The 23,686-nt window shown below is 63.9% G+C and carries 21 protein-coding genes; 9 read left to right on the top strand and 12 right to left on the bottom strand.

Annotated features, from left to right (window positions below):
• Positions 1 to 161: 161 nt before the first annotated feature.
• The 4 genes from TZ53_RS02750 to TZ53_RS02735 form a co-directional block, all read right to left on the bottom strand.
• A complete protein-coding gene (locus tag TZ53_RS02750) occupies positions 162 to 458 on the bottom strand; it encodes a hypothetical protein (RefSeq protein ID WP_044660348.1) in 297 nt (98 codons plus the stop codon).
• Positions 459 to 568: 110 nt separating this feature from the next.
• Positions 569 to 1,810, bottom strand: a complete 1,242-nt coding sequence (locus tag TZ53_RS02745; protein ID WP_044660347.1) for an SAM-dependent methyltransferase — start codon at positions 1,808 to 1,810, stop codon at positions 569 to 571.
• A gap of 31 nt (positions 1,811 to 1,841) precedes the next feature.
• Entirely contained in the window at positions 1,842 to 2,594 is a 753-nt protein-coding gene (locus TZ53_RS02740; RefSeq protein ID WP_044660346.1) for a molybdopterin-dependent oxidoreductase, read from the bottom strand.
• Positions 2,591 to 3,322 (bottom strand): cytochrome b/b6 domain-containing protein, encoded by a 732-nt coding sequence (locus TZ53_RS02735; RefSeq protein WP_044660345.1) that lies wholly within the window; start codon positions 3,320 to 3,322, stop codon positions 2,591 to 2,593. The genes TZ53_RS02740 and TZ53_RS02735 overlap by 4 nt, the downstream gene beginning before the upstream one ends.
• A gap of 291 nt (positions 3,323 to 3,613) precedes the next feature.
• On the opposite strand from TZ53_RS02735, the gene TZ53_RS02730 reads away from it, so the two are divergent.
• Together TZ53_RS02730 and TZ53_RS02725 are read left to right on the top strand one after the other, a co-directional pair.
• The gene (locus tag TZ53_RS02730) at positions 3,614 to 4,120 is read left to right on the top strand and encodes a porin family protein (protein WP_044660344.1); all 507 of its coding nucleotides are present in this window, start codon (positions 3,614 to 3,616) and stop codon (positions 4,118 to 4,120) included.
• Positions 4,121 to 4,428: 308 nt separating this feature from the next.
• Entirely contained in the window at positions 4,429 to 4,944 is a 516-nt protein-coding gene (locus tag TZ53_RS02725) for an outer membrane protein (RefSeq protein WP_044660343.1), read from the top strand.
• Between the two features lie 136 nt (positions 4,945 to 5,080).
• On the opposite strand, the gene TZ53_RS02720 is transcribed toward TZ53_RS02725, so the two are convergent.
• The 3 genes from TZ53_RS02720 to TZ53_RS02710 form a co-directional block, all read right to left on the bottom strand.
• A complete protein-coding gene (locus TZ53_RS02720) occupies positions 5,081 to 5,506 on the bottom strand; it encodes a hypothetical protein (protein WP_025549671.1) in 426 nt (141 codons plus the stop codon).
• A 107-nt stretch (positions 5,507 to 5,613) separates the two neighbouring features.
• Positions 5,614 to 6,873, bottom strand: a complete 1,260-nt coding sequence (gene rlmN / locus TZ53_RS02715) for a 23S rRNA (adenine(2503)-C(2))-methyltransferase RlmN (protein WP_044662811.1) — start codon at positions 6,871 to 6,873, stop codon at positions 5,614 to 5,616.
• A gap of 59 nt (positions 6,874 to 6,932) precedes the next feature.
• Positions 6,933 to 7,394, bottom strand: a complete 462-nt coding sequence (locus tag TZ53_RS02710; RefSeq protein WP_037482915.1) for a hypothetical protein — start codon at positions 7,392 to 7,394, stop codon at positions 6,933 to 6,935.
• Positions 7,395 to 7,596: 202 nt separating this feature from the next.
• On the opposite strand from TZ53_RS02710, the gene dnaN reads away from it, so the two are divergent.
• The 3 genes from dnaN (at position 7,597) to TZ53_RS02695 (ending at position 12,881) form a co-directional block, all read left to right on the top strand.
• Complete coding sequence (gene dnaN / locus TZ53_RS02705) at positions 7,597 to 8,709, top strand: DNA polymerase III subunit beta (RefSeq protein WP_044660341.1); 1,113 nt, start codon at positions 7,597 to 7,599, stop codon at positions 8,707 to 8,709.
• Between the two features lie 133 nt (positions 8,710 to 8,842).
• Positions 8,843 to 11,452, top strand: coding sequence for an EAL domain-containing protein (locus TZ53_RS02700; RefSeq protein ID WP_044660340.1), 2,610 nt, complete (start codon positions 8,843 to 8,845; stop codon positions 11,450 to 11,452).
• A gap of 208 nt (positions 11,453 to 11,660) precedes the next feature.
• Positions 11,661 to 12,881, top strand: a complete 1,221-nt coding sequence (locus TZ53_RS02695; protein WP_044660339.1) for an MBL fold metallo-hydrolase — start codon at positions 11,661 to 11,663, stop codon at positions 12,879 to 12,881.
• Between the two features lie 46 nt (positions 12,882 to 12,927).
• Here TZ53_RS02695 and TZ53_RS02690 read toward each other — a convergent pair whose 3' ends face one another.
• The 4 genes from TZ53_RS02690 to cysS all read right to left on the bottom strand — a co-directional run bounded on the left by TZ53_RS02690 (position 12,928) and on the right by cysS (position 17,486).
• A complete protein-coding gene (locus TZ53_RS02690; protein WP_044660338.1) occupies positions 12,928 to 13,677 on the bottom strand; it encodes a ParA family protein in 750 nt (249 codons plus the stop codon).
• Between the two features lie 369 nt (positions 13,678 to 14,046).
• Entirely contained in the window at positions 14,047 to 15,417 is a 1,371-nt protein-coding gene (locus tag TZ53_RS02685) for a class II 3-deoxy-7-phosphoheptulonate synthase (protein ID WP_044660337.1), read from the bottom strand.
• 91 nt (positions 15,418 to 15,508) lie between these two features.
• On the bottom strand, positions 15,509 to 15,826 hold the full coding sequence (locus TZ53_RS02680; protein WP_044662810.1) for a Rap1a/Tai family immunity protein: 318 nt from the start codon (positions 15,824 to 15,826) through the stop codon (positions 15,509 to 15,511).
• A gap of 124 nt (positions 15,827 to 15,950) precedes the next feature.
• Complete coding sequence (gene cysS / locus TZ53_RS02675; protein ID WP_044660336.1) at positions 15,951 to 17,486, bottom strand: cysteine--tRNA ligase; 1,536 nt, start codon at positions 17,484 to 17,486, stop codon at positions 15,951 to 15,953.
• A 123-nt stretch (positions 17,487 to 17,609) separates the two neighbouring features.
• Between cysS and TZ53_RS02670 the strand changes: the two genes are divergently transcribed.
• The 4 genes from TZ53_RS02670 to TZ53_RS02655 all read left to right on the top strand — a co-directional run bounded on the left by TZ53_RS02670 (position 17,610) and on the right by TZ53_RS02655 (position 20,603).
• Positions 17,610 to 17,789 (top strand): hypothetical protein, encoded by a 180-nt coding sequence (locus TZ53_RS02670; protein ID WP_044660335.1) that lies wholly within the window; start codon positions 17,610 to 17,612, stop codon positions 17,787 to 17,789.
• Positions 17,790 to 18,049: 260 nt separating this feature from the next.
• Positions 18,050 to 18,742, top strand: coding sequence for a Bax inhibitor-1/YccA family protein (locus TZ53_RS02665; protein WP_044660334.1), 693 nt, complete (start codon positions 18,050 to 18,052; stop codon positions 18,740 to 18,742).
• A 5-nt stretch (positions 18,743 to 18,747) separates the two neighbouring features.
• Positions 18,748 to 19,020 carry a TFIIB-type zinc ribbon-containing protein gene (locus tag TZ53_RS02660; protein WP_025552169.1) on the top strand — a complete coding sequence of 91 codons (273 nt, stop codon included), beginning with the start codon at positions 18,748 to 18,750 and terminating at the stop codon, positions 19,018 to 19,020.
• Positions 19,021 to 19,142: 122 nt separating this feature from the next.
• Positions 19,143 to 20,603, top strand: a complete 1,461-nt coding sequence (locus tag TZ53_RS02655; protein WP_044660333.1) for a mannose-1-phosphate guanylyltransferase/mannose-6-phosphate isomerase — start codon at positions 19,143 to 19,145, stop codon at positions 20,601 to 20,603.
• Between the two features lie 170 nt (positions 20,604 to 20,773).
• On the opposite strand, the gene polA is transcribed toward TZ53_RS02655, so the two are convergent.
• Positions 20,774 to 23,560, bottom strand: coding sequence for a DNA polymerase I (gene polA / locus TZ53_RS02650; protein ID WP_044660332.1), 2,787 nt, complete (start codon positions 23,558 to 23,560; stop codon positions 20,774 to 20,776).
• Between the last annotated feature and the right edge of the window lie 126 nt (positions 23,561 to 23,686).

The following is a 23,686-nucleotide window of genomic DNA, read 5'->3' as shown; positions in this document are numbered from 1 at the left end:
GTCGATGGCGAAACGGGTGGAGAGGAAAATGGCGCAACCCGCGCAGCTTCCCCTCCCCATTCACTTCGCGGGTGTCGAACAGAGGCGGGTGCCTCTCCTGCACCCTCCCCACGCTGCGCGCAGGGAGGATCGCATGGCATCAACCAGCCGATGCGGTCAGATCAATTGCAGACCCGAACCTTCACGCGCCGGTCGCGGTAATGATTGTAGCGCCATTCGGTCCAGCAACGCTGGCGGTAATGCCCGCGCCAGGAGCGCCGGTCGCCGCGCCAATAGCGGCGGTCGTCATGGCGCCAGTCGCGCCTGCCGTCCCAGCGCCTATCGTCCCAACGGTCTCCGCGATACCCGTCGCGATAGCCATAGCCGCCATAATATTGCGCCTGTGCAGGGGCCACGCTCGCCCCCATGGCGGTGATCGCCAGGCCCAGGGCGGCAGCGCCCTTCCACAAGATGTTCATGTCTTTCTCTCCTCAGCATGCACGCCCGTCGCCGGGGTCATGAAGGGAAGATGCACCGGCCTTACTGAACCGTCCGGGAACGGCGTCGTCAGCCAATATTCATGGATGGATCATCGGCCCCGCAGGGCGCTTTCCGCCTCCAGCATATAGTCGCGCGTGATCGGCAGGCTGCGGCGGTCGCGGACATATTGGACCTGGTAATTCACCATGCCGCCATGTTCGAACACCGTGGCCGCACCGGCCAGATAGAAGGTCCAGAGGCGGAAGAACCGCTCGTCGTACAGGGCGACGATGTCCGCCTTGTGCGCCAGCGTCCGCTTGTACCATTCGCGGATGGTAAGGCCGTAATGGATGCGCAGCACCTCGACATCCGTGACCATCAGGCGGGTGCCCTCGTTGCCCTGGATCATCTCCGACAGGGCGGGGATGTAGCCGCCGGGGAAGATATATTTCTGGGTGAAGGCGTCGGTGATGCCCGGCCCGTCGACCCGGCCGATGGTGTGGACCAGCATCACCCCGTCCGGGGTCAGCAGGTCGCGGCACTTGGTGTAGAAGGTGCGGTAATCCTTGGTCCCGACATGCTCGAACATGCCGACCGACACGATGCGGTCGAACGGCCCGTCCATGTCGCGATAATCGATCAGTTCGAAGCGCACATGGTCGGCCACGCCGGCATCCTGCGCCCGCTGGCGCGCGACCTTGAGCTGCTCTTCAGACAGGGTGATGCCAGTCACGTCGACGCCGCAGGTGCGATGCAGGTACAGCGCCATGCCACCCCAGCCGCAGCCTATGTCGAGCACCTTCATGCCCGGCTTCAGGTGCAGCTTGGCCGCGATATGCGCCTTCTTGTCCTCCTGCGCCTGTTCCAGGCTGATCCCCGCCTCATTGTCGGCATCGGGGAAATAGGCGCAGCTATATTGCCGGTCCCGATCGAGGAAGAGGGCGTAGAGAGCGCCCGACAGGTCGTAATGATGCGCCACATTGGCCTTCGCCCGCGCCCGGCGATTGGCGGCCCAGAGCTTGCGCCGGATCGCCTTGAAGCCGCGCTTGACGGAGCCGAGATCGCTGATCGACTTGCCCGTTTCCCAGGCATTGTTCATGCGGATGAGCGAGATCAGTTCCATGATCCCGCCGCCCTCTATCGCGACGCGCCCATCGATGAAGGCCTCCGCCATGCCGAGGCGCGGGTCCCTGACGATGTCGAACGGCACACGCGCATCGTGGAATTTCAGCGCCAGCGACGGAAAGCCCGGTTCGGGGGTTCCGACCGTGATCTTCCTGCCGTCATGATAATAGATGCTGAGCTGGCCCCGCGTGACCAGCCGCTTGATGACGCGATCGAACAATTTCATAGGGCCACCCTGTCAGGTCATTCCGCTGCCGTCAAATGCCCGCATACCAGTCATAGCCGGCGCGGTCCTCCCAATAGCCGCCCTTGCCGCCGCCTATGCCGTCAAGACTCGCAACCGCTTCAATCTTCATCAGATATTTCGCCTGCTTGTAGCCCAGTTGCCGCTCCACCCGCAGCCGGAGCGGCGCGCCATTGGCCACGCGCAGGGGTTCGTCGTTGAGCGCGAAGGCGAGGATCGTCTGCGGGTGGAAGGCGTCCTCCAGATCGATGCTTTCATAATAGCCGCGCCCGCCGCCCATATCGTCGGCGCAGTGGAAGACGATGTACCGCGCCCCGTCCCGCAGCCGCGCCGCGTCGAGGATCGGCTTCAACGGCACGCCGCGCCATTTGCCGATGGCGCTCCACCCCTCGACGCAGTCGTGGCGCGTGATCTGCTCCCGATGGGGCAGGGCGTGGAGCTGCGCCAAGGAGAGGGAAAGCGGCCGTCCCACCAGTCCGGTCACATGCAGCCGCCAGTCGGCAAAGCCGTTGCGCCACAGCGCCTTATATTCGGCTGTGTTCGGATTGGCGGTACCGTTGGGGCGGAAGAAGGGAGAAATCTGGTCCGGCCGGAATTCCCGCGCCAGCGCGTCGCGGGCCATCAGGCTGCGCTGCGCCCATTTGTGGAAATTCCCGGCGGAAAACAGCGCCTCGCGCACCGTCTCGTTCTTCGCCAGCCGGTCGCATCCCGCCAGCGTCGCGGCGGCGCCCAGTACCAGGGTCCGACGGTCGAGGATCAGGCTCATCGCCGCGCCTCCGGCACGCGATAGCGTCCGCTGATCATCGAGCGGATTTCGTTCAGGGGCCCGGCCAGCACCACCATCAGCATATGCACCAGGAAGAAGGCGACGAGCATGAAGGCCGTGATGAAATGGATCGAGCGTGCCGACTGGCGCCCGCCGAACAGGTCGACCAGCCAGGGCCATGCCGCGTTCATGCCTGGCGACATGGTGAGGCCCGTCAGGATCAGGATCGGCAGCGCGACGAAGATCACGCCGATATAGCTGGCCTTTTGCAACATATTGTAGCGCAGCGCCGCTTCGCCGGTTGGGAAACGCAGCCGGACATGGTCCTTTATGTCCTGCCAGACATGGCGCGGCGCCAGTTCGTCGCGCCGGAAGGCCAGGTCGCGCGCCAGATGCCCGCCGAACAGGCTCCAGACCATGTAGAAGAGCAGCGCGAAGGCAAAGATCGGCGCGGCGCTCAGATGCCAGTGCCGCGACATCGCCAGATTATAGTGGGCGGGCAGCGTGATCCAGCTTCCGAACCGCTCCAGCACCAGCCACGGGCGGTCGAGATTCGCGCCATAATGCCCCCAATAAAGCCGGGGATGCGCATTGAAGATGCCAAGCCCGCTGGCGAACAGCACGTAGAGCAGCAGCGCATTCAGCCAATGCCACAGGCGCGTCGGTCCTTTGTGGCGCAGCACCAGCTTCGGTTCGGCGGCTATCGGCTCGGATGAGGCGCTCTCCATAGGCTGCTGTTACCCTTTTGCACCAACAGCGTCAAAAAGGACGATGCCGTTACGCGCATGAATCATTTTTCATGATCCCGTTCATGTGGGAGCCAGATTGCGGGTCCATAAGCGCCGCTGCCGGGATCGAGTAAAGTTTCCGGATTTTTGAAGCTCCTATGGATAGATGCCCTGTAAGTTCAATAGGGATGATATGAAAATATTTATTAGATCAGTCTCTTTTAAAAACCGATTGAGAACATAAATCGATCTCACCCGGTTCAGGGTATCGAACAAGTCATGAGGAATACCATGAAAACTGCGATTATCGCAGCGATTGCTGCTGCCACCGTTTCTGTTCCTGCCTTTGCTCAGGATGCCGCGCCTTTTACTGGTCCGCGCGCCGGCATTACCATGGGCTATGACAAGGTTCAGGGCGACGACGGCTTCAGCTATGGCGTGTCGACCGGCTATGATCTGGCCGTCACCCCGCATGTGACCTTCGGTCCGGAAGTCTCGCTCAGCGAGTCCACGGCGAAGTTCAGTGGCGTGGATGCGAGCCGCGATCTCGCCGCATCGGTGCGCCTTGGCTATGTCGTGACGCCGCAGGTGCTGGCGTTCGGCAAGGTCGGATACGCCAACAGCCGCTTCGAAGTCCCTGGCGACCACCAGACGCTGGAAGGCGTGCGCTATGGCGGTGGCCTCGAATATTCGGTGACTCCGCGCACCTATATTTCGGCCGAGTATCAGCGGACCGAATATGAAGACAATTTCGGCGGCCGCGATGCGGGCGTGGTGGGGATCGGCTTCCGCTTCTGAGTTGGGTGCCGCTGGGTATGACAAGGGGCGGTCCCGCTGGGGCCGCCCCATTTTCACGCAAACTCATACTGTTGCGGAAAAGCATCATACATTTGTAAAGTTCATATCCATATTGCAACAATCACGATCGCGTTACATATGCGCGCCGTCAGCGATGCATGTCGCTGCGTGCAGGACGGGGGGATGAACCGAATTATCTCGGTATTCCAAATGACGATGAAATAACGACACGCAACGTCATCCCCGTAAAAAGAACAAGCGGCAGTCCACATCACCGGACTGTTCGTTTCTGATGACATGAGGATTTTATGAAGACTGTGATTTTCGCAGCCCTTGCTGCTGCCGCCGTTTCCGCTCCCGCTTTCGCTCAGGACGCCGCGCCCTTCACCGGCCCGCGCGCCGGCGTGACGCTGGGCTACGACAAAGTTGGCGGCGAAGAAGGCTTCAGCTATGGCGTCAGCACCGGTTACGATCTGGCTGTCGCACCGCGCATTACTTTCGGCCCTGAAGTGTCGTTCGGCGATTCCACTGCCGATGACAATTTCGGCACGGACGTGAGCCGCGATCTGGCTGCTTCGATTCGCCTCGGTTATGTCGTTACTCCGCGCGTTCTGGCCTTCGGCAAGGTCGGCTATGCCACCACCCGCTTCGAAGGCAAGGTTGAGGGCGACTTCGGCAACCTGGAAGGCGTTCGTTACGGAGGCGGCGTGGAATTCGCGGTGACCGGCAACACCTACATCTCTGCTGAATATCAGCGCACCGAATATGAAGCTGACTTTGGCGGCCGCGATGCCGGTGTCGTCGGCATCGGCTTCCGCTTCTAATTCCTCTCGGATAGAACAGGAAAGGGCGGTCCCGGCTGGGGCCGCCCTTTTCCTATGCTTGCTCACACCGTTCCAATGATACGCCCCATTTTTCCTGCCTTCACAGGAACACGGCCCAACAGAAACAGCACAAACCCTAAGCCCAGGGGAGAGGCGTCAGGTCCGGTTCCACCCAGCGCCGCCGCGCTTCCGTCGACATCAGCCGCTCGCGCGACCAATAGGCGAACAGCCAGTCCTTGTCGGCCATGGGCGAACGCATCAGCGCCGCAAAGGCCTCCGCCGGCGACGGTTCGCCCGGCAAGCCCGCCAGCACTGCCCGCGCCGCCTTCAGCGATGCCATGGTAATCGTCTCATGATAGCCGGCGCTGTCGCTGTTCACGCCGCCCATGCTCTCGTTATAGGCCGCGATCATCCCGGGCATGTCCCGCTCGGCCAGCATGTCCGTCCGCCGCAGCATGAGCCACAGGGCCGTCGCGAAATGCGCGCCATGCGTCCACTCCTCCTTGGGCAGCGTCCGCGCGCAAAAGCCGCTGGCGATCCGCTCGATCTCTTCGTCCGTCATTGTCATCCATCCTTTCATGCCGCCCGGACGAGGCCGACAAGAAAAACCCCGCCGTCCGGGCGGGGTTTGCATCTCGCGCCGCAAAGGCGCAGGTCATCGGCCCCGCTCTATCCGAGCGCCGCTTGCTTCTCCGCCTCCAGCCGGTCCAGCTCCGCCCGGCTTTTCTTCTCGGAAGCGGACTTGAGCTGGCCGCAGGCGGCCATGATGTCCCGCCCGCGCGGTGTGCGCACCGGCGCGGAAATCCCGCCTTCGAACACGATGTCGGAAAAGCGCCTGATCCGCTCGGGCGCCGAACATTCATAATCCGTGCCCGGCCAGGGGTTGAACGGGATCAGATTGACCTTCGCCGGCAGCTTGTACTGGCGAAGCAGCCGGACCAGCTCGCGCGCATCCTCGTCGCTGTCATTCTTGTCCTTGATCATGACATATTCGAAGGTGATGCGCCGCGCATTGTTCGCCCCCGGATAGTCGGCGCAGGCCTGCAAAAGCTGATCGATGCCGAACTTCCTGTTGAGCGGCACTAGCTCGTCGCGCACATCCTTCGTCACGGCGTGCAGCGACACGGCGAGGTTGACGCCGATCTCCTCGCCCGCCCGCGCCATCATCGGCACAACGCCGGAGGTGGAGAGGGTGATGCGCCGCTTCGACAGGGCAAGTCCATCGCCGTCCATCACGACCTTCAGCGCATCGCGCACATGGTCGAAATTATAGAGCGGCTCGCCCATGCCCATCATCACGATGTTGGTCAGCATGCGGCCATCGGTCGTATATTGCGGCGCATCGTCGGCTTCATCGTCATTGGCGGACGCCATGCTGCCCTTGGGCCACTCGCCCAATGCATCGCGCGCCAGCATCACCTGGCCCACAATCTCGCCCGGCGTCAGGTTGCGCACGAGCCGCATCGTGCCCGTATGGCAGAAACGGCAGTTGAGCGTGCAGCCCACCTGGCTCGACACGCACAGCGTCCCCCGGTCCGCGTCCGGGATGAACACCATCTCATAATCCTGCCCGTCGTCGGAGCGCAGCAGCCATTTGCGCGTGCCGTCGCTTGAGACCTGCGCCTCCACGACCTGCGGACGACCGATGACGAAGCGCTCCGCCATCCAGCCGCGCATCGGCTTGGCAAGGTCGGTCATGGCGTCGAAATCGGTCTCGCCGCGATGGTAGAGCCAGTGGAACAATTGCTTGGACCGCAGTTTCGCCTGCCTGGTATCGAGCCCCGATTCCTCCAGCACGCCCTTGATCTGCGGCCGCGACAGCCCCATCAGGTCGACGCGCCCATCCTCACGAGGCGTCACCGCGCGGGGCACGGGCACAGGGTCGATAGCGCCGGGAATCGGCATCAAGGGGTTGGCGGCTGTCTGCATGCCCGCGCCCATAGCGGATTTTGGAGGATTTTGGAAGGGCGGTGAATGGCGCACGCCCCTCACCGTAATCGCGCGCACCCCAGCGCCGCGGCATCGATCGCCGTGGCCGCCCCGCGCAACGCATAGGTGTCCGCGAAGCCCCGCCCACGCGCATCCCGCGTCTGCACACTCATGCTGGTGGCGGAGCGCATCGCCGCGATGATTGCCGCATCCGCCCGCGCATCGGGCGCCCAGGCATCCACCTGCCCCGCCACCAGCGTAAAGCGCCGATCCCCCACATTCAGAATCACCGCAGCGTCCCCCATTCGCATCCTGCTCAAGCGGAAATGCACCTGCCCCCGCACCGATTGGCGCGGCCAGCTCCCGACCGCCGCAAAGCCCTCCGATCCCGCTGCGACGGGCATGGCGATCGCATAGCAACGGGGGCCACCGGATTGGGATGGGGTCGGATCGCGAAACGCCCCCCACGCCTCGAACACGCCCAGAGAGTCCCGCGCCTGCGCGGCCGTGGCCATGATCATCAGGGGGAGGGCGAGGGGCCATGGAGCTTTCACATCCCCGGCAAAGCGCATGCTGTTCCCTTTTGCAACCCTTTGGCAAACGAAACGATCACCCAGCGCTTGCAGGGGCCGTCACAGCGGCTATGAAGGATCATCCATCATTGTCGCCCGGATTCGACCGAGTTCGGGCTTTGCGCAGAAAAGAAACGGACAGAACAGGGACATGAAGGCCACCATCGAACGCGCAACGCTGCTCAAGAGCCTCAGCCACGTCCAGTCGGTGGTCGAGCGGCGCAACACGATTCCGATCCTGTCCAACGTGCTGATCGAAGCATCGGCCGATGGCGCGATCAAGCTGATGGCGACCGACCTCGACCTCCAGATCGTCGAAAGCGTCGCCGCCCAGGTGGAACAGCCCGGCGCGACCACCATTTCGGCGCACACCCTGTTCGACATCGCGCGCAAGCTGCCCGAAGGCAGCCAGGTCTCGCTGCAGGCGGCCGAGGGCAAGATGCTGATCCAGGCAGGCCGCGCCCGCTTCAACCTGTCGACCCTGCCGCGCGACGACTTCCCGGTGATCGCGGAAGGCGACCTGCCGACCAGCTTCGAACTGCCCGCCGAAACGCTGAAGCAGATCATCGACAAGACGCGCTTCGCCATCTCGACCGAAGAGACGCGCTATTATCTGAACGGCATCTATTTCCACGTTTCGGACGAGGGACAGCCCGTGCTGAAGGCGGCGGCGACCGACGGCCATCGCCTGGCGCGCGTCACCGTGCCGCGACCCGACGGCGCGGACGGCATGCCGGGCATCATCGTGCCGAGGAAGTGCATCGGGGAACTGCGCAAGCTGCTCGACGAGGTGGAAGGCTCTGTGCAGATTTCGCTGTCGGCGAGCAAGATCCGCTTCGGCCTGGGCAGCGCCATCCTGACCAGCAAGCTGATCGATGGCACCTTCCCTGATTACAGCCGCGTCATCCCGACCGCCAACGACAAGCTGCTGAAGATCGATCCGCGCAGCTTCGAGGAAGGCGTGGACCGCGTGGCGACCATCGCCACCGAAAAGACCCGCGCCGTCAAGATGACGCTGGACCGCGACAAGATCACCCTTTCCGTCACCAGCCCGGAAAACGGCACGGCAGCCGAGGAAGTCCCCGGGGCCTTCCAGGGCGAGGGCTTCGACATCGGTTTCAACGCGCGTTATCTGCTCGACATCCTGGGCCAGATCGACAGTGATCTGGTCGAACTGCACCTGGCCGACGCCGCTGCGCCGACGCTGATCCGCGAAGATGATCGCAGCCCCGCGCTCTATGTGCTGATGCCCATGCGCGTTTGAGGGTTTTGCCCGGTTGCGGACATTGACGCTTCCCCTCCCCTTCAGGGGCGGGGATTAGTGGCGGGAAACCACCCGCCGCAGACCTTGCCTGTCGGGTAAGTTTCTTTCAATCTCTTGTCGTTACGCAGGGAATATGACTTCCTTGCGGGCGAACCTGGCAGAACTGCATACGCGGCGGACCGATCTGGTCGCGGCGCTTGGCCTTGCCGAAAGCGGGGCTGCCGTCGACGCTTCCTGGATTTCCGGCACCTTCGTCCATATTGCCCGGCTCTGGCCGCTTGTCCTGCTGGGGAAGCTCTGCATCACCGCTCTGCTGCATGTGCCTTTCTATGATGAGGGCAATGTCGGCCATGCCGTTGCCCTGGCGGCCATGCTGCTGGTCGACGGCGTTGCCATCGTCGTGCCGCGCGGAGCCCGGTTCCAGCTTTTGCGGCCACATCACCAGAAATGGCTGATGCTGCCGATGGTGCTGCTCTCGGGCCTCAGCTTCAGCCTGATGCTGGGGCCGTCGCTGATCGCCGGCGAGCCTTCGCGCAATCTGGCCGCGGAAATGGCGGTCGCGTTTATGGCCGTGTCGATCTTCGGCGACCGGCGCCTGTTGGGTGTCAGCTATTTCTGCGGCCTGCTGATCGCCTCCATCCTGCATCGGGGCGATTTCGCGCAGGTCGGCCTGTTGATCAGTTGCATAGCCGCGATGCTGGTCGCCGCGCTGCGCCAGGCGCATGCCGACATGAACCGCGCCATCGCCTTCCATCAGCGGGATCTGAGGGCCCAGCGCTCCGACCGGCTGCTCCATGACTATGAACAGTCAGGTCGCGGCTGGTTCTGGGAAACCGACCGCCACGGGTGCATCGTCTATATTTCCGACACATTGGCCCGCACCTTGGGGCTGGGCAACGATGCGCTGATCGGCCGCCCGATCACGGAAATCATCCGTCCCGGCGACCGGCAGGATGGCGATGGCGAGCGCACATTGGGGTTCCACCTGTCGGCGCGCACCGGCTTTGCCGAAATTCCCGTCCGCGCCGCTATGGCGAAGGACGAACGCTGGTGGTCGATCTCCGGCCAGCCGGTGTTCAACGAATTCGGCCAGTTCCACGGCTTCCGGGGCAGCGGCACGGACCTTACCGAAATGCGCCGCAGCCAGGCGGAGGTGACACGGCTCGCCCAATATGATTCGCTGACCGGCCTTGCCAACCGGGTGCAGATGATGCGCTCGCTGGAGCAGGCGGTCGCGGGCAAGAACGGGCAGCCGCGTGACTGCACGCTGATGATGCTGGACCTCGACCGGTTCAAGATCGTCAACGACACGCTGGGCCATCCGGCTGGCGATGCGCTGCTGCGCCAGGTCAGCGAGCGTATCCGGCGCGTGGTCGGCAACAAGGGGCTGGTCGGACGCCAGGGCGGCGATGAATTCAAGATCCTGCTGCCCGGCCGACCCGACAAGATCACCCTGGACCATCTGGCGCGGGCGATCATCACCGATGTGTCCCAGCCCTATACGGTGGAGGGAACGGCGGTCGTCATCGGGGTGTCGATCGGCATTTCCTTCTGCCCGCAGGATGGCGTGACGGCCGAGGAGCTTATCCGCAATGCCGATCTTGCGCTCTACGCCGCCAAGGGGGACGGGCGCGGCATCTATCGCTTCTATTCCCCGGAGATGCATGCCGATGCCGAGGATCGCCGCCAGTTGGAGGAGGATCTGCGCAAGGCGCTGGTCGAAAACGCCCTGCACCTCGTCTATCAGCCGGTGGTTTCCTCCCGGACCGAGCAGATTACCGGCTATGAAGCGCTGCTGCGCTGGCAGCATCCGGTGCGCGGCGCGATCTCTCCCACGCTGTTTATCCCCATTGCGGAGGAAAGCGGCCTGATCGGCCCGATCGGTGAATGGGTGCTCCGCACCGCCTGCCGCGATGCGGCGCAATGGGCCGACGGGGTTAGGGTGGCCGTCAACGTCTCCCCGATCCAGTTCGCCAATCACGGCCTGCCCTCGATCGTCATGAATGCGCTCGCCGCCTCCGGGCTGGCGGCCCAGCGACTGGAGCTGGAGATCACCGAAAGCGTGTTCCTGAACGACGATGATGGCACGGACTCGATGTTCTCCCGGCTGAAGGGCATCGGGGTGCGACTGGCGCTCGACGATTTCGGCACCGGCTATTCCTCGCTCGGCTATCTCAAGAAAGCGCCGTTCGACAAGATCAAGATCGACCAGAGCTTCGTGCGCGGCGCCGCGATCAAGGGCAGCCCCAACAGCGCGATCATCAAGGCGATCGTCAGCCTGGCCGAAGCGCTGGGCATGGACACCACGGCCGAAGGGGCGGAGACGCAGGATGAACTCGCGCTGATCCGCAACCTGGGGTGCAGCCATATCCAGGGCTATGTCTATGGCCGCCCGCTGCCGGCGGCGGACGTGCTGGTACAGCAACATCGCCATGGCGGCGTGGTCGCGCCGCAGGGCTTCCAGTCGAGCCGGACGGAACGCAAGACCATGTTGCGTACCGTGGCCGTGCACCATGACGGTCATGTCTATACCGGGCGCATCCGCAACATCTCCGCCACGGGTGCGCAGTTGGAGGGCCTGTGGAACGTGCCGGAGGGCACGCTGTTCGCCATCGAACTGGGCGACAACCAGACCGTCAACGCTATCGCGCGATGGTCCAAGGACGACCGGCTGGGGGTGGAATTCGTCCAGGCGATCAATCCGTCGACATTGCGCGCCGTGCCTCGTTCCATGGCATCCTGAGGGTGCGAGGCGGGTCAGGATGGCTGGGTGTGGGGCGACGGAGATAGTCGGGTTCCGCCATTAGGCGCGCGGTGCTCCTGCGCAGGAGCATGCTTTACCCAGACCAACATCAACGTCCGCTCTCCACTCTTGCCCCTTGCTCCATCTCCACGCTTGCCGATACCTTGAACCGCGCTATGTCCGTCCGGTCATCGGAGCGGGAGACGGCATGGGCCGCATCGTCGGGAAAATCGTCAAAGGCTTGGGCGTTGCGCTGCTGTTTCTGGTTGTGGCCCTGTGCCTGGCGGTGACCGTCGTTCCACCCTTTCTCGACCGCATCTATTATGAAGGGCCGGTCAGCCGCCATTATGACGGGGAACGCTTCTTCAATCCCGATGGGGAAATCCGCTCTCCCGCACCGGCGGGCGGCAACCCGCGCGGTTTCATCGCGCGGTGGCTGCTGGGTCAGGACGACCGGCCCTCATGGCCCGACATGGTGGCGGTCAAGCCTTCGCGCCCGCCTGCCTTCGCCGCGCCGCGTGGCATGATCGCCACCTGGGTGGGACATGCCACCGTACTCGTGCAGGCGGCGGGCCTCAATATCCTCACCGATCCGATCTGGTCCGACCATGCCAGCCCCTTTCCGCCCCTGGGGCCCCGGCGGGTGGCGCAGCCGGGCGTGCGCTTCGACGATCTGCCGAGGATCGACCTCATCCTCCTCAGCCACAATCATTACGACCATATGGACATCCCCACGCTGAAAAGGCTGTGGAAACGGGACAGGCCGAAGATCGTCACCAGCCTGGGCAATGACGCGATCCTGAAAGCCAACGGCATTCCGTCGACGGCGCTCGACTGGGGGCAATCGATAAGCGGCGCGGCGTTGAACGGCCTGGGCGACGGCACGGTGATCCAGTGCGAAAATTATGAGCATTGCCCGGATTATCGCGTTCATGTGCTGCGCAACCATCATTGGAGCAGCCGCTGGGGCACTGACCGCAGCCGGGCGCTCTGGTCGAGCTTCTTCGTCAGCACGCGGGCGGGCAATATCTTCTTCGCGGGCGACACGGGCGCTGGCGATATGGCCTGGCCCGCGGACGCGGCACGGCTGGGGCCGATCAGGCTGGCGATGATCCCGATCGGCGCCTTCCGCTTCCATCCCGGACAAATGCAGTCGGATTCCCATATCGGGCCGGAACAGGCCGTGCAGATTTTCGAAAAGCTCAAGGCCTCGACCGCCATTCCCATCCATTGGGGGACGTTCCGCCTTTCCTACGAGAAATGGGATACCCCGCCCAAAATGCTGGAACTCCAACTGCGTTGCGCAGGCATTGAACGGCGGCGTTTTGCGCCCCTTCGGGTCGGGCAGTCGATCCTGGTGCCCGGCTGGTCGCCCGTGCCGCATGGGGAGAAGCGGTGCGATCCGGGCGCGATCGCGAGGTTGAAGTAGGCGGGGGCTGTTGGCAGGCGGTGACCCGCCAAATCCTGTCGCCGCCCTAATGTTTCTGGAGCTGCCGCTCGATCGTCGTCCAAAGTCCGGCAAAGGCCTGGGCGGATGGGGATGAGGCCGCGAAGGCGCCCAGCGGTTTGCGGCGGACAGCCATTTGTTCGACCGCGCTGGCCATGGGAATGGCCGGCCAGCCGGGCTGGGATTCCAGGGCCGCGCGATGCAGGCCACGGCGGCGGTCGACCATGGAATAGACCGGCATGATCGGCGGATGGCTGCCGCCGCGCTGCACCAGATAGCGGGCGACCTCCCCCATGGCGCGTTGGGCGAGGGGGGAGGGGATGACCGGAATGACGATCATGTCCGCCGCGCGCAGCACCTGCTCGCTGGTTTCGGTGAGGCCGGGCGGACAATCCAGGATGATCCGGTCATAATCCTTGCCCAGGCTCTCGATCAGCTTGGCGAGACGCTTCTTCTTGTCCATCTCCCGGAACAGATGGTCGAGGCTGCGCAGCGAGGTGTCGGCGGCGATCAGGTCGAGGCCCTGCACCGTCGAGGGCTGGATCAGCTTGCGGACCTCCACATCCTTGCTGAAGATCGCCTGCGCGGCGTCGCGGCTTTCGCTGTCCGTGGAGATCAGCCAGCTCGACGCGGCCTGTGGGTCGAGATCCCACAGCAATGTCCGCCGTTTCGAAATGCTTGCGGATGCCCAGGCGAGGTTGATCGCGAAGGTGGTTTTCCCGACCCCGCCCTTCAGGCTGTAGACGGCGATGGTCGCCACTTGCGGTTCCTTTGCCATATGCGGAGGCTATCTTGCTGCACCGCCAAAGCAAGGGCTGAATCATGGGATTGTTACGTGCATGTGACGGGCCCTGCCGGACCCTCGATTACCAGCCCGCCGTCGAAGAGGATGATGGATTGGTCCGCTGGCGCGTTTCGATGGCCAGTGCCGATCATTCCTCGTCCATGCCCATCCGTTCGGACTGAGCCTGTCGCCGTCCTGCGCTTTCCCAAGGAAGAGTGGCGCTTCGACAAGCTCAGCGCGAACGAGAAGGGATGCTAATCCGGCGCCCGCGACATAGGGCGCTCAAACGAGCACAGGGGATTGCGCCAAGAAAAATCCCGCCGCGAGACATGGTCGCGGCGGGATCATTTCCGTTTCGAAGGATCAGGCGGCTGCCCGGCGTTCCTTCAGTTCCTCGTTCAGCATTTCTGCGAGCAGGAACGCGAGTTCCAGGCTCTGCGCCGCGTTGAGGCGCGGGTCGCAATGGGTGTGGTAACGATCCGCAAGGCCTTCGTCCGTGATCGCCACGGCGCCGCCGGTGCACTCCGTCACATTCTGGCCGGTCATTTCGGCATGGATGCCGCCGCCGAAGCTGCCCTCCGCCCGGTGAACGGCGAAGAAACCGCGTACCTCCGCCAGGATGCGGTCGAACGGCCGCGTCTTGTAGCCATTGGCCGCCTTAATGACATTGCCGTGCATCGGGTCGCAGGACCAGACCACCGGATGGCCTTCCTTCAGCACCGCGCGGACCAGCCTGGGCAGGCCCGCTTCGATCTTGTCATGGCCGTAGCGGGTGATGAGCGTGATCCGGCCCGCTTCCCGGCTGGGGTTCAGCACGTCCAGCAGGCGGATCAGCGCATCCGGCTCCAGGCTGGGGCCGCATTTCATGCCGATCGGATTGCCGATGCCGCGCAGATATTCGACATGCGCCGACCCTTCGAACCGGGTGCGATCCCCGATCCACAGCATATGCGCGGAGGTGTCGTACCAGTCGCCGGTCAGCGAATCCTGCCGGGTCAGCGCCTGTTCATAGGGCAGCAGCAGCGCCTCATGGCTGGTGTAGAAGCTCGTTCCCCCCAATTGCGGCACGGTTTCGGGCGACAGGCCGCAGGCGCGCATGAAGTCGAGCGCCTGTCCGATCTGGTCGGCCATCGCCTCGAACTTCGCGGCCCAGGGGCTGCGGCCCATGAAATCCAGCATCCAGCCATGGACCCGGTCCAGGCTGGCATAGCCCCCGGTCGAAAAGGCCCGCAGCAGGTTGAGCGTCGCCGCCGACTGGTTATAGGCGCGGATCATCCGCCCCGCGTCGGGTTCGCGCGCCTCCGCCGTGAAGGCGATGTCGTTGACATTGTCGCCGCGATAGCTGGGCAGTTCGACGCCGCCGATCGTCTCCGTATCGGCGGAGCGCGGCTTGGCGAACTGGCCAGCCATGCGGCCGACTTTCACGATCGGCAGCTTGGACGCAAAGGTCAGCACTACCGCCATCTGCAGCAGCACGCGGAAGGTGTCGCGGATATTGTTCGGATGGAACTCCGCAAAGCTCTCCGCGCAATCGCCGCCTTGAAGCAGGAACGCCTCGCCATTCGTCACCCTGGCGAGTTCGGCCTTCAGGCTGCGCGCTTCGCCGGCAAAGACGAGCGGGGGAAACTGGCTGAGCTGAGCCTCCACGGCGGCAAGCGCCTGGGCGTCACGATAGACGGGCATCTGGATGCCCTTTTGGCTGCGCCAGCTTTCCGGCGTCCACTTCGCCGCCACGTCGAGTCTCCCAAAGATCGTAAAATAGGGGCCGCACCTACGCGCAACCAGTGGCTAACGCAAGTTTATAGCGGCTGCGTGCGGGGGCACGTTATTTCTGGCAAGGATAATGTTCGTTGAGCGCCACGCTGACCAGGACCGAGGCAGGCGCCTGCCGCTGGTCGGGATAGCGGGTCAGATAGGTGAGGACGATGCGCTTCACTTCCTCCGCATTCATCTGGGCGGGCCAGCAATTGGGCTTGGCCCGGCCGATGAACACATCCTTCTTGATGCCGTCCACCGCGCCGACGATATAGGCGGTGCAGGCCAGGGCATATTCCGGCGCCTTGTTGCGGCATTTGGCGAGCAGGGTCGTTCCCGTCTCGAACATATAACTTTGCGCAGGCGCAGCGACGGTCGGTATCGTCATGGCGCCAATTCCCATGAACGCTGCGGTTGCGGCTTTTAGCATGCGCGGAATATGCCCGCTTGCCTGACATATGTACAAACGGGCCGGCTGATCCGCCGCACGGTCCGGCTCAGCCGCCGGAACCTTATGTCGCGTTGAGGGTGAGGCGCCAGTCCCAGCGAAGCGGATCGCCGTCCATCACCTCGACCCCCCGGTCGATCAAGGCGTCGCGTATCTCGTCCGACAGGGCGAAGTCCTTTTCGGCGCGCGCCTGCTGGCGACGGTCCAGTTCGGCTTCGATCTCTTCGGGCGCGATCGCCGCGTCCCCGGGCCGGATGCGCAGGTCTGCGCGGCCGATGGTCAGCAGGTTGAGGCCCAGCGCCTGATCGAAGGCTGCGAGCAGGCAGAGCTTCTCGTCCACCGGCACCTTCTTGATGGCGATGGTCTCCTCCAGAAGCGGCAGCGCGCGGGGCGTCATCAGGTCGTCGCTGATCGCCGCGTCGAACTGTTCGAGCAAGGGCGCGAGCTTGGGGTGGAGATTGGCGCGCAGCCAGTCCAGCCGCAGCGACTGCCATGTCACGCCCTCGGCCCGCGCCTTCAGGTTTTCGACACCCATGACGAGGCGTTTCAGGCGGGTGAGCGCTGCGCCGACGCTGTCCGCGCTGAACTCCAACTCGCTGCGATAATGCGCGCCCAGGCACAGCAGGCGATAGGCGAGCGGATGCACGCCCGCGTCGATCAGCGAGAAGAGAGTGGTGAAGCCGCCTTTGGACTTGCTCATCTTTCCCTGCCGGTCGACGAGGAAATTATTGTGCATCCACCATTTCGCGCCGGTGAAGCCTGCGGTCGCCGCGTCCGCTTCGCCGCAGCAGCCATGGAATGCCTGATTCTGCGCGATCTCGTTGGGATGGTGGATTTCCCGATGGTCGATGCCGCCGGTGTGGATGTCGAACGGATGGCCAAGCCGCGCCTCGCTCATCACCGAACATTCGAGATGCCAGCCCGGCGCACCCTTGCCCCAGGGCGAGTCCCACTCCATCTGGCGCTGTTCGCCGGGCGGGGATTTGCGCCAGATCGCAAAGTCGCTGGGGTTGCGCTTGCCGGCGACGGGATCGATGCGGGCATGGGCGGCATCGTCGCGCCCCCCGGCCAGCGCGCCATAATCAGGCACGGTGCTGCTGTCGAAATAGAGACCCGTTTCCAGTTCGTAGCAATGGGCCGGCGCGATCTTCTCCGCAAAGGCGATCATCTGCGGGACATAGTCGGTGGCGACCGTCCATTCGCTGGGCGGGATGATGTTGAGGTCGGCGATGTTCTGCTTGAAGGCCTGGGTATAACGCGCCGCTATGTCCCAGATGCTCTTGGCTTGGGCGCGGGCGGCGGCTTCCATCTTGTCGTCGCCGGCATCCGCGTCCGACGTCAGATGGCCGACATCGGTGATGTTGATGATATGGGTGACGGTGAGCCCCTTCCACAGCAAGGTGCGGCGCAGCGTGTCGGTAAAGACATAGGCGCGCAGGTTGCCGAGATGGGCGTAATTATAGACCGTCGGGCCGCAGCTATAGACGCGGGCGTGGTGCGGCTCGATCGGGGCGAAGGCCTCCACCGTGCGCGTCAGGCTGTTGAACAGGCGCAGAGGCGCATCGGCATGCTGCTGGGCGGGTGTGAACTGGTCGCTCATGGGATGACGCCATGCGGCGGTTCGCTCGAAGCGTCAACAGCCCTCGCTATTTGGGAGAGTTCCGGTTTAATATCCTCCGGGGCATTCTTGCCATGCTTGGCGTCGAAAAAGGGAAGACTGTATATGAAAGCGGGTTTTGTCGGTCTTGGCTTGGCGTTGGGTGCAGGGATCGGCGCGGCGACCGGCAATGTCGCAGCGGGCGTTGCGCTGGGTCTGGTGTGCGGCGTCGTGATCGGCGCGGCGAAGATCCGGCGGAGCATGTCGCCGCAAAATCCGGACCCCGACGTCAGCGGACGATTGTAATAAATTGTTGCTGGCGGACCGACGCTCTGCGCCATCCCTTGCAATGGCGCGTTGGCCCACCGATATTGCTTGTGCGGGCCGGGCCCCTCTGGCGGTTGGATGTGACATCCAGCCGCGATGTCGGACCGCATCGAGTGTGCTCGGTGCAGGTTCGTGTGCGTTTGCCCCCCTCTGACGTAGCACGAAGACCGCGCCGGGCCACTCGATCCGTCAAGACTGTTTTTGGATGGAGTGATAACGCCGTGAACAATCCCGTTCGTATGCCGGGCTATGGTGCGAGCCAGACGGCGCAGACCGACGCCGGGCTGCGCGCGCACATGCTGGGCGTTTTCCGCAACATGGGCATCGGCCTGGTCATCACCGGGCTGGTCGCCGCTTTCATCGGCAATACGCCGGCGCTGGCCGCCGCGATCTTCGGCACGCCGCTCAAATGGGTGGCGATCTTCGCGCCGCTAGCCTTTGTGTTCTTCTTCAGCTTCCGCATCGAAAAGATGACGACGGCGGGCGCGCGCATGGCCTTCTACGCCTTTTCGGCGGTGATGGGCGTGTCGCTGGCCAGCATCTTCCTGGTCTTCACCGGCGGGTCGATCGCGCAGGCCTTCTTCTCCGCCGCCGTGATGTTCCTGGCGATGGCGCTGTGGGGCTATACCACCGGGCGCGACCTGTCGAAATTCGGGTCGTTCCTGATCATGGGCCTGATCGGCATATTGGTCGCGAGCCTCATCAATATCTTCATCGGCTCGTCGGCTATGGCGATGGTCATCTCGATCATCGGCGTGGTGGTCTTCACTGGCCTGACCGCCTGGGACGTGCAGCGCATCAAGTCGGAATATTTCGCCTATGCCGGCCATGAAGTCGCGCAGAAGATGCAGGTGATGGGCGCGCTGTCGCTCTACCTGAACTTCGTCAACCTGTTCCAGATGCTGCTCAGCCTGACCGGCGAGCGGGAGTAACCCGGATGCGGGATCAGGCCGCGGTGTCGGCCATGCTCTGCCCGGTCTGTCATGTGGGGCTCTCCATGACGGACCGGCAAGGCGTGGAGATCGACTATTGCCCGCAATGTCGGGGCGTCTGGCTCGACCGGGGTGAACTGGACAAGATCATCGAACGGTCGGCGGGCGGGGTTCCGGCTCCACAGCCGAGCTATCGGCCGGACCGCGACCATCGTGACGACGGGCGATATTATCAGAAGAAGCGGAAGAAGAGCTTTCTCGAAGAGCTGTTCGACTGACGATAAGCGGCCCCGGTGCGGGCCGCTTTTTTTCGGCTTCTTCATAGGTGCTTTCACGGAATGGCGATAAGAGGGGCGGATATGGTCCCATCGGGAGGGATCGCCTTGTTCGAGTGAGTTGCATGCCGGGTATCGAAGGAAAAGAATTTCAGCAGGTTACGCCAGTCATATTGGCCGGTGGATCGGGGACGCGGTTGTGGCCCCTGTCGCGCAAATCCTATCCCAAGCAGTTCGTGCCGTTGCTGGGCGAGGAGACGCTGTTCCGCTCCGTGGTGCGGCGGCTGTCGGGTGCGGGCGAGGGTTTCGCCTTTGGCCGTCCTGTCGTCCTGACCAACGCGGCGTTCCGTTTCATCGTAGCCGAACAACTGGCGCAGGAAGGCGCCGATCCGCGGGCCATCATGATCGAGCCTTCGGTGCGCAACACGGCGCCCGCCATATTGGCGGCGGCCCTGCATTTGATGGCGGACGATCCAGGGGCGGTGATGCTGGTCGCGCCATCGGACCATGTGGTGCCCGATGCAGAGGCCTTCCGTGCGGCGGTGAGCCAAGGCTTGGCGGCGGCGCATGCCGGCGATCTGGTGACCTTCGGCATTCAGCCGACACGGCCGGAAACCGGCTATGGCTATTTGCAGGTCGTCGCCCGGCCGGATGGATCGGGCGAACCGATCAAGCTGGCGCGCTTTGTCGAAAAGCCCGATGCGGTTCGTGCGGCAGAGATGCTGGCGAGCGGCGATCATCTCTGGAATGCGGGGATTTTCCTGTTTGCGGCGAAGGATCTGGTCGCCGCCTTCGAGGCCCATGCGCCCGACGTGCTGGCGGCGGTGCGGCCGGCGGTCGAGGCGGCGGAAGGCGATCTGGGCTTTTTGCGGCTGGCGGCGGAAGCATGGGACAGCGCGCCGGACATTTCCATCGATTATGCCGTCATGGAGCGGGCCGACAATCTGTCGGTCGTGCCCTATGGCTCTGGCTGGTCCGACCTGGGCGGCTGGGATGCGGTGTGGAGCCATGCCGGTCCGGATACGGCCGGAGTGACGGTGAGCGGCGGGGCGACGGCGATCGATTGCAGCGATACGCTGCTGCGGTCCGACAGTGAAGGCATGGAACTGGTCGGCATCGGGCTCAGCAACATCATTGCGGTGGCGATGAACGACGCGGTGCTGATCGCGGACAAGGCGCGCTCGCAGGATGTGAAGCTGGCCGTCGAGGCGCTCAAGAAGAAGGGCGCCGCGCAGGCGGAAAGTTTCCCCAAGGATCACCGGCCATGGGGTTGGGTGGAGGGCCTGCTGGCGGGCGAGCGCTTCCAGGTGAAGCGGATCGTCGTGCAGCCGGGGCAGTCATTGAGCCTGCAGAGCCATTTCCATCGGTCGGAACATTGGATCGTCGTCGAAGGGACGGCCAAGGTCACGGTGAATGAAGAGGTGACGCTGCTGACGGAAAACCAGTCGCTTTATGTCCCGGCGGGGGCGAAGCATCGGGTCGAGAATCCGGGGAAGATTCCCGTCGTGTTCATCGAGGTGCAGACGGGAACCTATCTGGGGGAAGACGACATCGTTCGGTATGAGGACCGGTACGCGCGGGGGTGAATTCCTGGCGCGCCGCGCTTTCAAGGATTAGAGCCAATCGACATTCAGAAGATGACGAGCCGAAAATGGTGTTTTCCGTGACCCGGAGCGCAGCCTACTCAAGGTAGGTGAGCACCGGAAGCACGGAAAAGCGTCATTTGCAGACCGTCAGGGCTGAATGTCGATTGGCTCTAGTGCGCCGCGCCCCAGCTTGGGCCGTGGCCGATTTCGACGCCCAGCGGCACGCTCAGCTTCACGATCGGTTCGGCGGCGCCTTCCATGACGCGGCGGATGACGGCGCTGGCCTGTTCCACATCGCCTTCCGGCAGTTCGAAGACAAGTTCGTCGTGCACTTGCAGCAGCATCTTGACCTGATGCAGCCCTTCCGCCGCGAGCGCCGGGCCCATGCGGGCCATGGCGCGCTTGATGATGTCGGCGCTGGTGCCCTGTATAGGTGCGTTGATCGCGGCCCGTTCGGCGCCTTGTCGTTCATGCTGGATCGACGCCTTGATGCGGGGGAACCATGTCTTCCGGCCGAACAGCGTTTCCGTATAGCCCCTTGAGCGCGCCTTTTCGATCGTGTCGGTGATGTAGAGGCTGATGCCGGGGAAGCGTTCATAATAGCGGCTGATCATGTCCTGCGCTTCGTCGGCGCTGATCTCCAGCCGTCCGGCGAGGCCCCAGCGGCTGATGCCGTAGAGGATGGCGAAATTGATCGTCTTGGCCCGGCCGCGCGTGTCGCGGTTGACCTCCCCGAAGAGTTGCTGGGCAGTGGCGGCGTGGATGTCCTCGCCGTTCGCGAACGCCTCCTTCAGCGCGGGCACGTCGGCCATATGGGCGGCGAGGCGCAGTTCGATCTGGCTGTAGTCCGCCGCCAGGATGACATTGCCCGGTTCCGCGACGAAGGCGTGGCGGATTTGCCGGCCGACTTCGGTGCGGATCGGGATGTTCTGGAGATTGGGGTCGGTCGAGGACAGGCGGCCGGTCTGCGCGCCGGACAGGCTGTAGCTGGTATGGACGCGGCTGGTGTCCCTGTTGATCTGGGCCTGAAGTGCGTCGGTATAGGTCGACTTGAGCTTCGAAAGCTGCCGCCAGTCGAGCACCTTGCCCGCGATTTCCGCACCCTGGGCCTTGAGCTGCTCCAGGATGGTGACGTCGGTCGAATAGGCGCCGGACTTGCCCTTCTTTCCGCCCTTGTAACCCATTTTGTCGAACAGGATCGCGCCAAGCTGTTGCGTGGAGCCGATGGCGAAGGGTTGGCCGGCGAGGCCGTGGATTTCGCCTTCCAGCTTGGCGATCTCGGCGGTGAACTCGGCGGAGAGGCGGGAGAGCGCCTCGCGGTCGACCTTGATGCCTTCATGCTCCATCTTCGCGATCACCGCGACGAGCGGGCGGTCGACCAGTTCATAAACGCGGGTCGCGCCTTCATTCGCGACGCGGCTCTTGAACAGCTTCCACAGGCGCAGCGTGACGTCGGCATCCTCGGCGGCATATTCGGTCGCCTTGTCGAGGGGGACTTCCGCGAAGCTGATCTGGCTCTTGCCGGTGCCGCAGACATCCTTGAAGCTGATGCATATATGATTGAGGTGCACCTTCGCCGCCTCATCCATGCCGTGGCCTGCGAGGCTCTGGCCCGCGTCGAGGTCGAAGCTCATGACGATGGTGTCGTCATAGGGGAAGATCTCTATGCCATGGCGGCGCAGGACCGTGATGTCATATTTGAGGTTCTGGCCGATCTTGAGGACGCTGTCATCCTCCAGCAGCGGCTTGAGTTTCGCGAGGACGAGGGCGAGGGGAAGCTGGTCGGGTTTCTCCGCGAACATGTCCTTGCCGCCATGACCGACCGGGATATAGCAGGCGGCGTTGGGGCCGACGGCGAGGCTGACGCCGACCAGCGCGCAGGACACGCAGTCGAGCATGTCGGTTTCGGTATCGACGGCGACCAGCCCCTCGGCATGGGCGGCGGCGATCCAGCGGTCGAGCGCTTCTTCCGTCACCACCGTTTCGTAGAGGCTGCGGTCGATCGGCGGTTCCTCCTCCAGCACGGGGGCGGCGGGAGCGGCGAGTTCGGTGACGGCGGCGGCGGCGGTCGCGACCGCCACAGCCGCGGCGGGCGCGCCGGCGCGGGCGAGCAGCGACTTGAAGCCGTGATGTTCGAGGAAGGCCTGCAGCGGCTCCAGCGGAATGCCCTTCAGCGTCAGGTCGTCGAGCGGCTCGGGCAGGTCCATGGCGTCATGCAGCGCGACGAGCCGGCGCGACAGGCGGGCCATGTCGGCATGTTCGATGAGATTTTCCTGCATCTTCGATTTCTTCATCGAAGGGGCGGCTTCAAGCGCGGCTTCCAGGCTGCCATATTCGGTGATCAGCTTGGCGGCGGTCTTGGGGCCGATGCCGGGGATGCCGGGGACATTGTCGACGCTGTCGCCCATCAGGGCGAGCACGTCGCCAAGCTGTTCCGGCTGGACGCCGAATTTCGCCATGACATAGTCGGCGCCGCGCCGCTCATTCTTCATCGTGTCGTACATGTCGACGCCGGGCTGGATCAGCTGCATCAGGTCCTTGTCGGAGCTGACGATGGTGACGTGCCAGCCCGCCGCGACGGCGGCCCTGGTGTAGCTGGCGATGATGTCGTCCGCCTCGAACCCCGCTTCCTCGATGCAGGGGAGGGAGAAAGCGCGGGTGGCGTCGCGGATCATCGGGAATTGCGGGACCAGATCCTCCGGCGGCGGCGGTCGGTTCGCCTTATAGGCGTCGTACATGTCGTTGCGGAAGGTGTGGCTGCCCTTGTCCAGCACCACGGCGAGGTGGGTGGGGCCCTCCGCCTTGCCCAGTTCGTCGGCCAGCTTCCAGAGCATGGTGGTATAGCCATAGACTGCGCCGACGGGCTGGCCATGCCTGTTGGTGAGCGGCGGAAGCTGGTGATAGGCGCGGAAGATATAGCCGCTGCCGTCGACGAGATAGAGATGATTCTGGGCCATGGGGGGAGGGGATAGCGGGTTAGGGCGCGCGCCTCCAGTGGGGTTGTCGGTGTAGGAGGCGGGTTCCCGGTTCGGGGCGGGGGTGATGTGTTGGAAAGGGCGGAAATCCGTCATTTCTGGTCCGAA

The sequence above is a fragment of the Sphingobium sp. YBL2 genome (assembly GCF_000943805.1).
GTDB lineage: Bacteria > Pseudomonadota > Alphaproteobacteria > Sphingomonadales > Sphingomonadaceae > Sphingobium > Sphingobium fuliginis.
The sequence above is the reverse complement of the archived record's forward strand: the minus strand, read 5'-3'. Positions and strand labels throughout refer to the sequence as shown.

Excerpts from the sequence above, each read along its gene's own strand:
- TZ53_RS02695 (WP_044660339.1), top strand. The coding sequence starts at position 11,661 with ATGGGCCGCATCGTCGGGAAAATCGTCAAAGGCTTGGGCGTTGCGCTG.
- TZ53_RS02735 (WP_044660345.1), bottom strand. The coding sequence starts at position 3,322 with ATGGAGAGCGCCTCATCCGAGCCGATAGCCGCCGAACCGAAGCTGGTG.
- TZ53_RS02680 (WP_044662810.1), bottom strand. The coding sequence starts at position 15,826 with ATGACGATACCGACCGTCGCTGCGCCTGCGCAAAGTTATATGTTCGAG.
- TZ53_RS02725 (WP_044660343.1), top strand. The coding sequence starts at position 4,429 with ATGAAGACTGTGATTTTCGCAGCCCTTGCTGCTGCCGCCGTTTCCGCT.
- polA (WP_044660332.1), bottom strand. The coding sequence starts at position 23,560 with ATGGCCCAGAATCATCTCTATCTCGTCGACGGCAGCGGCTATATCTTC.
- TZ53_RS02670 (WP_044660335.1), top strand. The coding sequence starts at position 17,610 with ATGAAAGCGGGTTTTGTCGGTCTTGGCTTGGCGTTGGGTGCAGGGATC.
- TZ53_RS02660 (WP_025552169.1), top strand. The coding sequence starts at position 18,748 with ATGCGGGATCAGGCCGCGGTGTCGGCCATGCTCTGCCCGGTCTGTCAT.
- TZ53_RS02720 (WP_025549671.1), bottom strand. The coding sequence starts at position 5,506 with ATGACGGACGAAGAGATCGAGCGGATCGCCAGCGGCTTTTGCGCGCGG.
- TZ53_RS02690 (WP_044660338.1), bottom strand. The coding sequence starts at position 13,677 with ATGGCAAAGGAACCGCAAGTGGCGACCATCGCCGTCTACAGCCTGAAG.
- TZ53_RS02655 (WP_044660333.1), top strand. The coding sequence starts at position 19,143 with ATGCCGGGTATCGAAGGAAAAGAATTTCAGCAGGTTACGCCAGTCATA.
- rlmN (WP_044662811.1), bottom strand. The coding sequence starts at position 6,873 with ATGCAGACAGCCGCCAACCCCTTGATGCCGATTCCCGGCGCTATCGAC.
- TZ53_RS02740 (WP_044660346.1), bottom strand. The coding sequence starts at position 2,594 with ATGAGCCTGATCCTCGACCGTCGGACCCTGGTACTGGGCGCCGCCGCG.
- TZ53_RS02730 (WP_044660344.1), top strand. The coding sequence starts at position 3,614 with ATGAAAACTGCGATTATCGCAGCGATTGCTGCTGCCACCGTTTCTGTT.
- TZ53_RS02710 (WP_037482915.1), bottom strand. The coding sequence starts at position 7,394 with ATGATCATGGCCACGGCCGCGCAGGCGCGGGACTCTCTGGGCGTGTTC.
- TZ53_RS02750 (WP_044660348.1), bottom strand. The coding sequence starts at position 458 with ATGAACATCTTGTGGAAGGGCGCTGCCGCCCTGGGCCTGGCGATCACC.
- TZ53_RS02700 (WP_044660340.1), top strand. The coding sequence starts at position 8,843 with ATGACTTCCTTGCGGGCGAACCTGGCAGAACTGCATACGCGGCGGACC.
- dnaN (WP_044660341.1), top strand. The coding sequence starts at position 7,597 with ATGAAGGCCACCATCGAACGCGCAACGCTGCTCAAGAGCCTCAGCCAC.
- TZ53_RS02745 (WP_044660347.1), bottom strand. The coding sequence starts at position 1,810 with ATGAAATTGTTCGATCGCGTCATCAAGCGGCTGGTCACGCGGGGCCAG.
- TZ53_RS02665 (WP_044660334.1), top strand. The coding sequence starts at position 18,050 with ATGCCGGGCTATGGTGCGAGCCAGACGGCGCAGACCGACGCCGGGCTG.
- cysS (WP_044660336.1), bottom strand. The coding sequence starts at position 17,486 with ATGAGCGACCAGTTCACACCCGCCCAGCAGCATGCCGATGCGCCTCTG.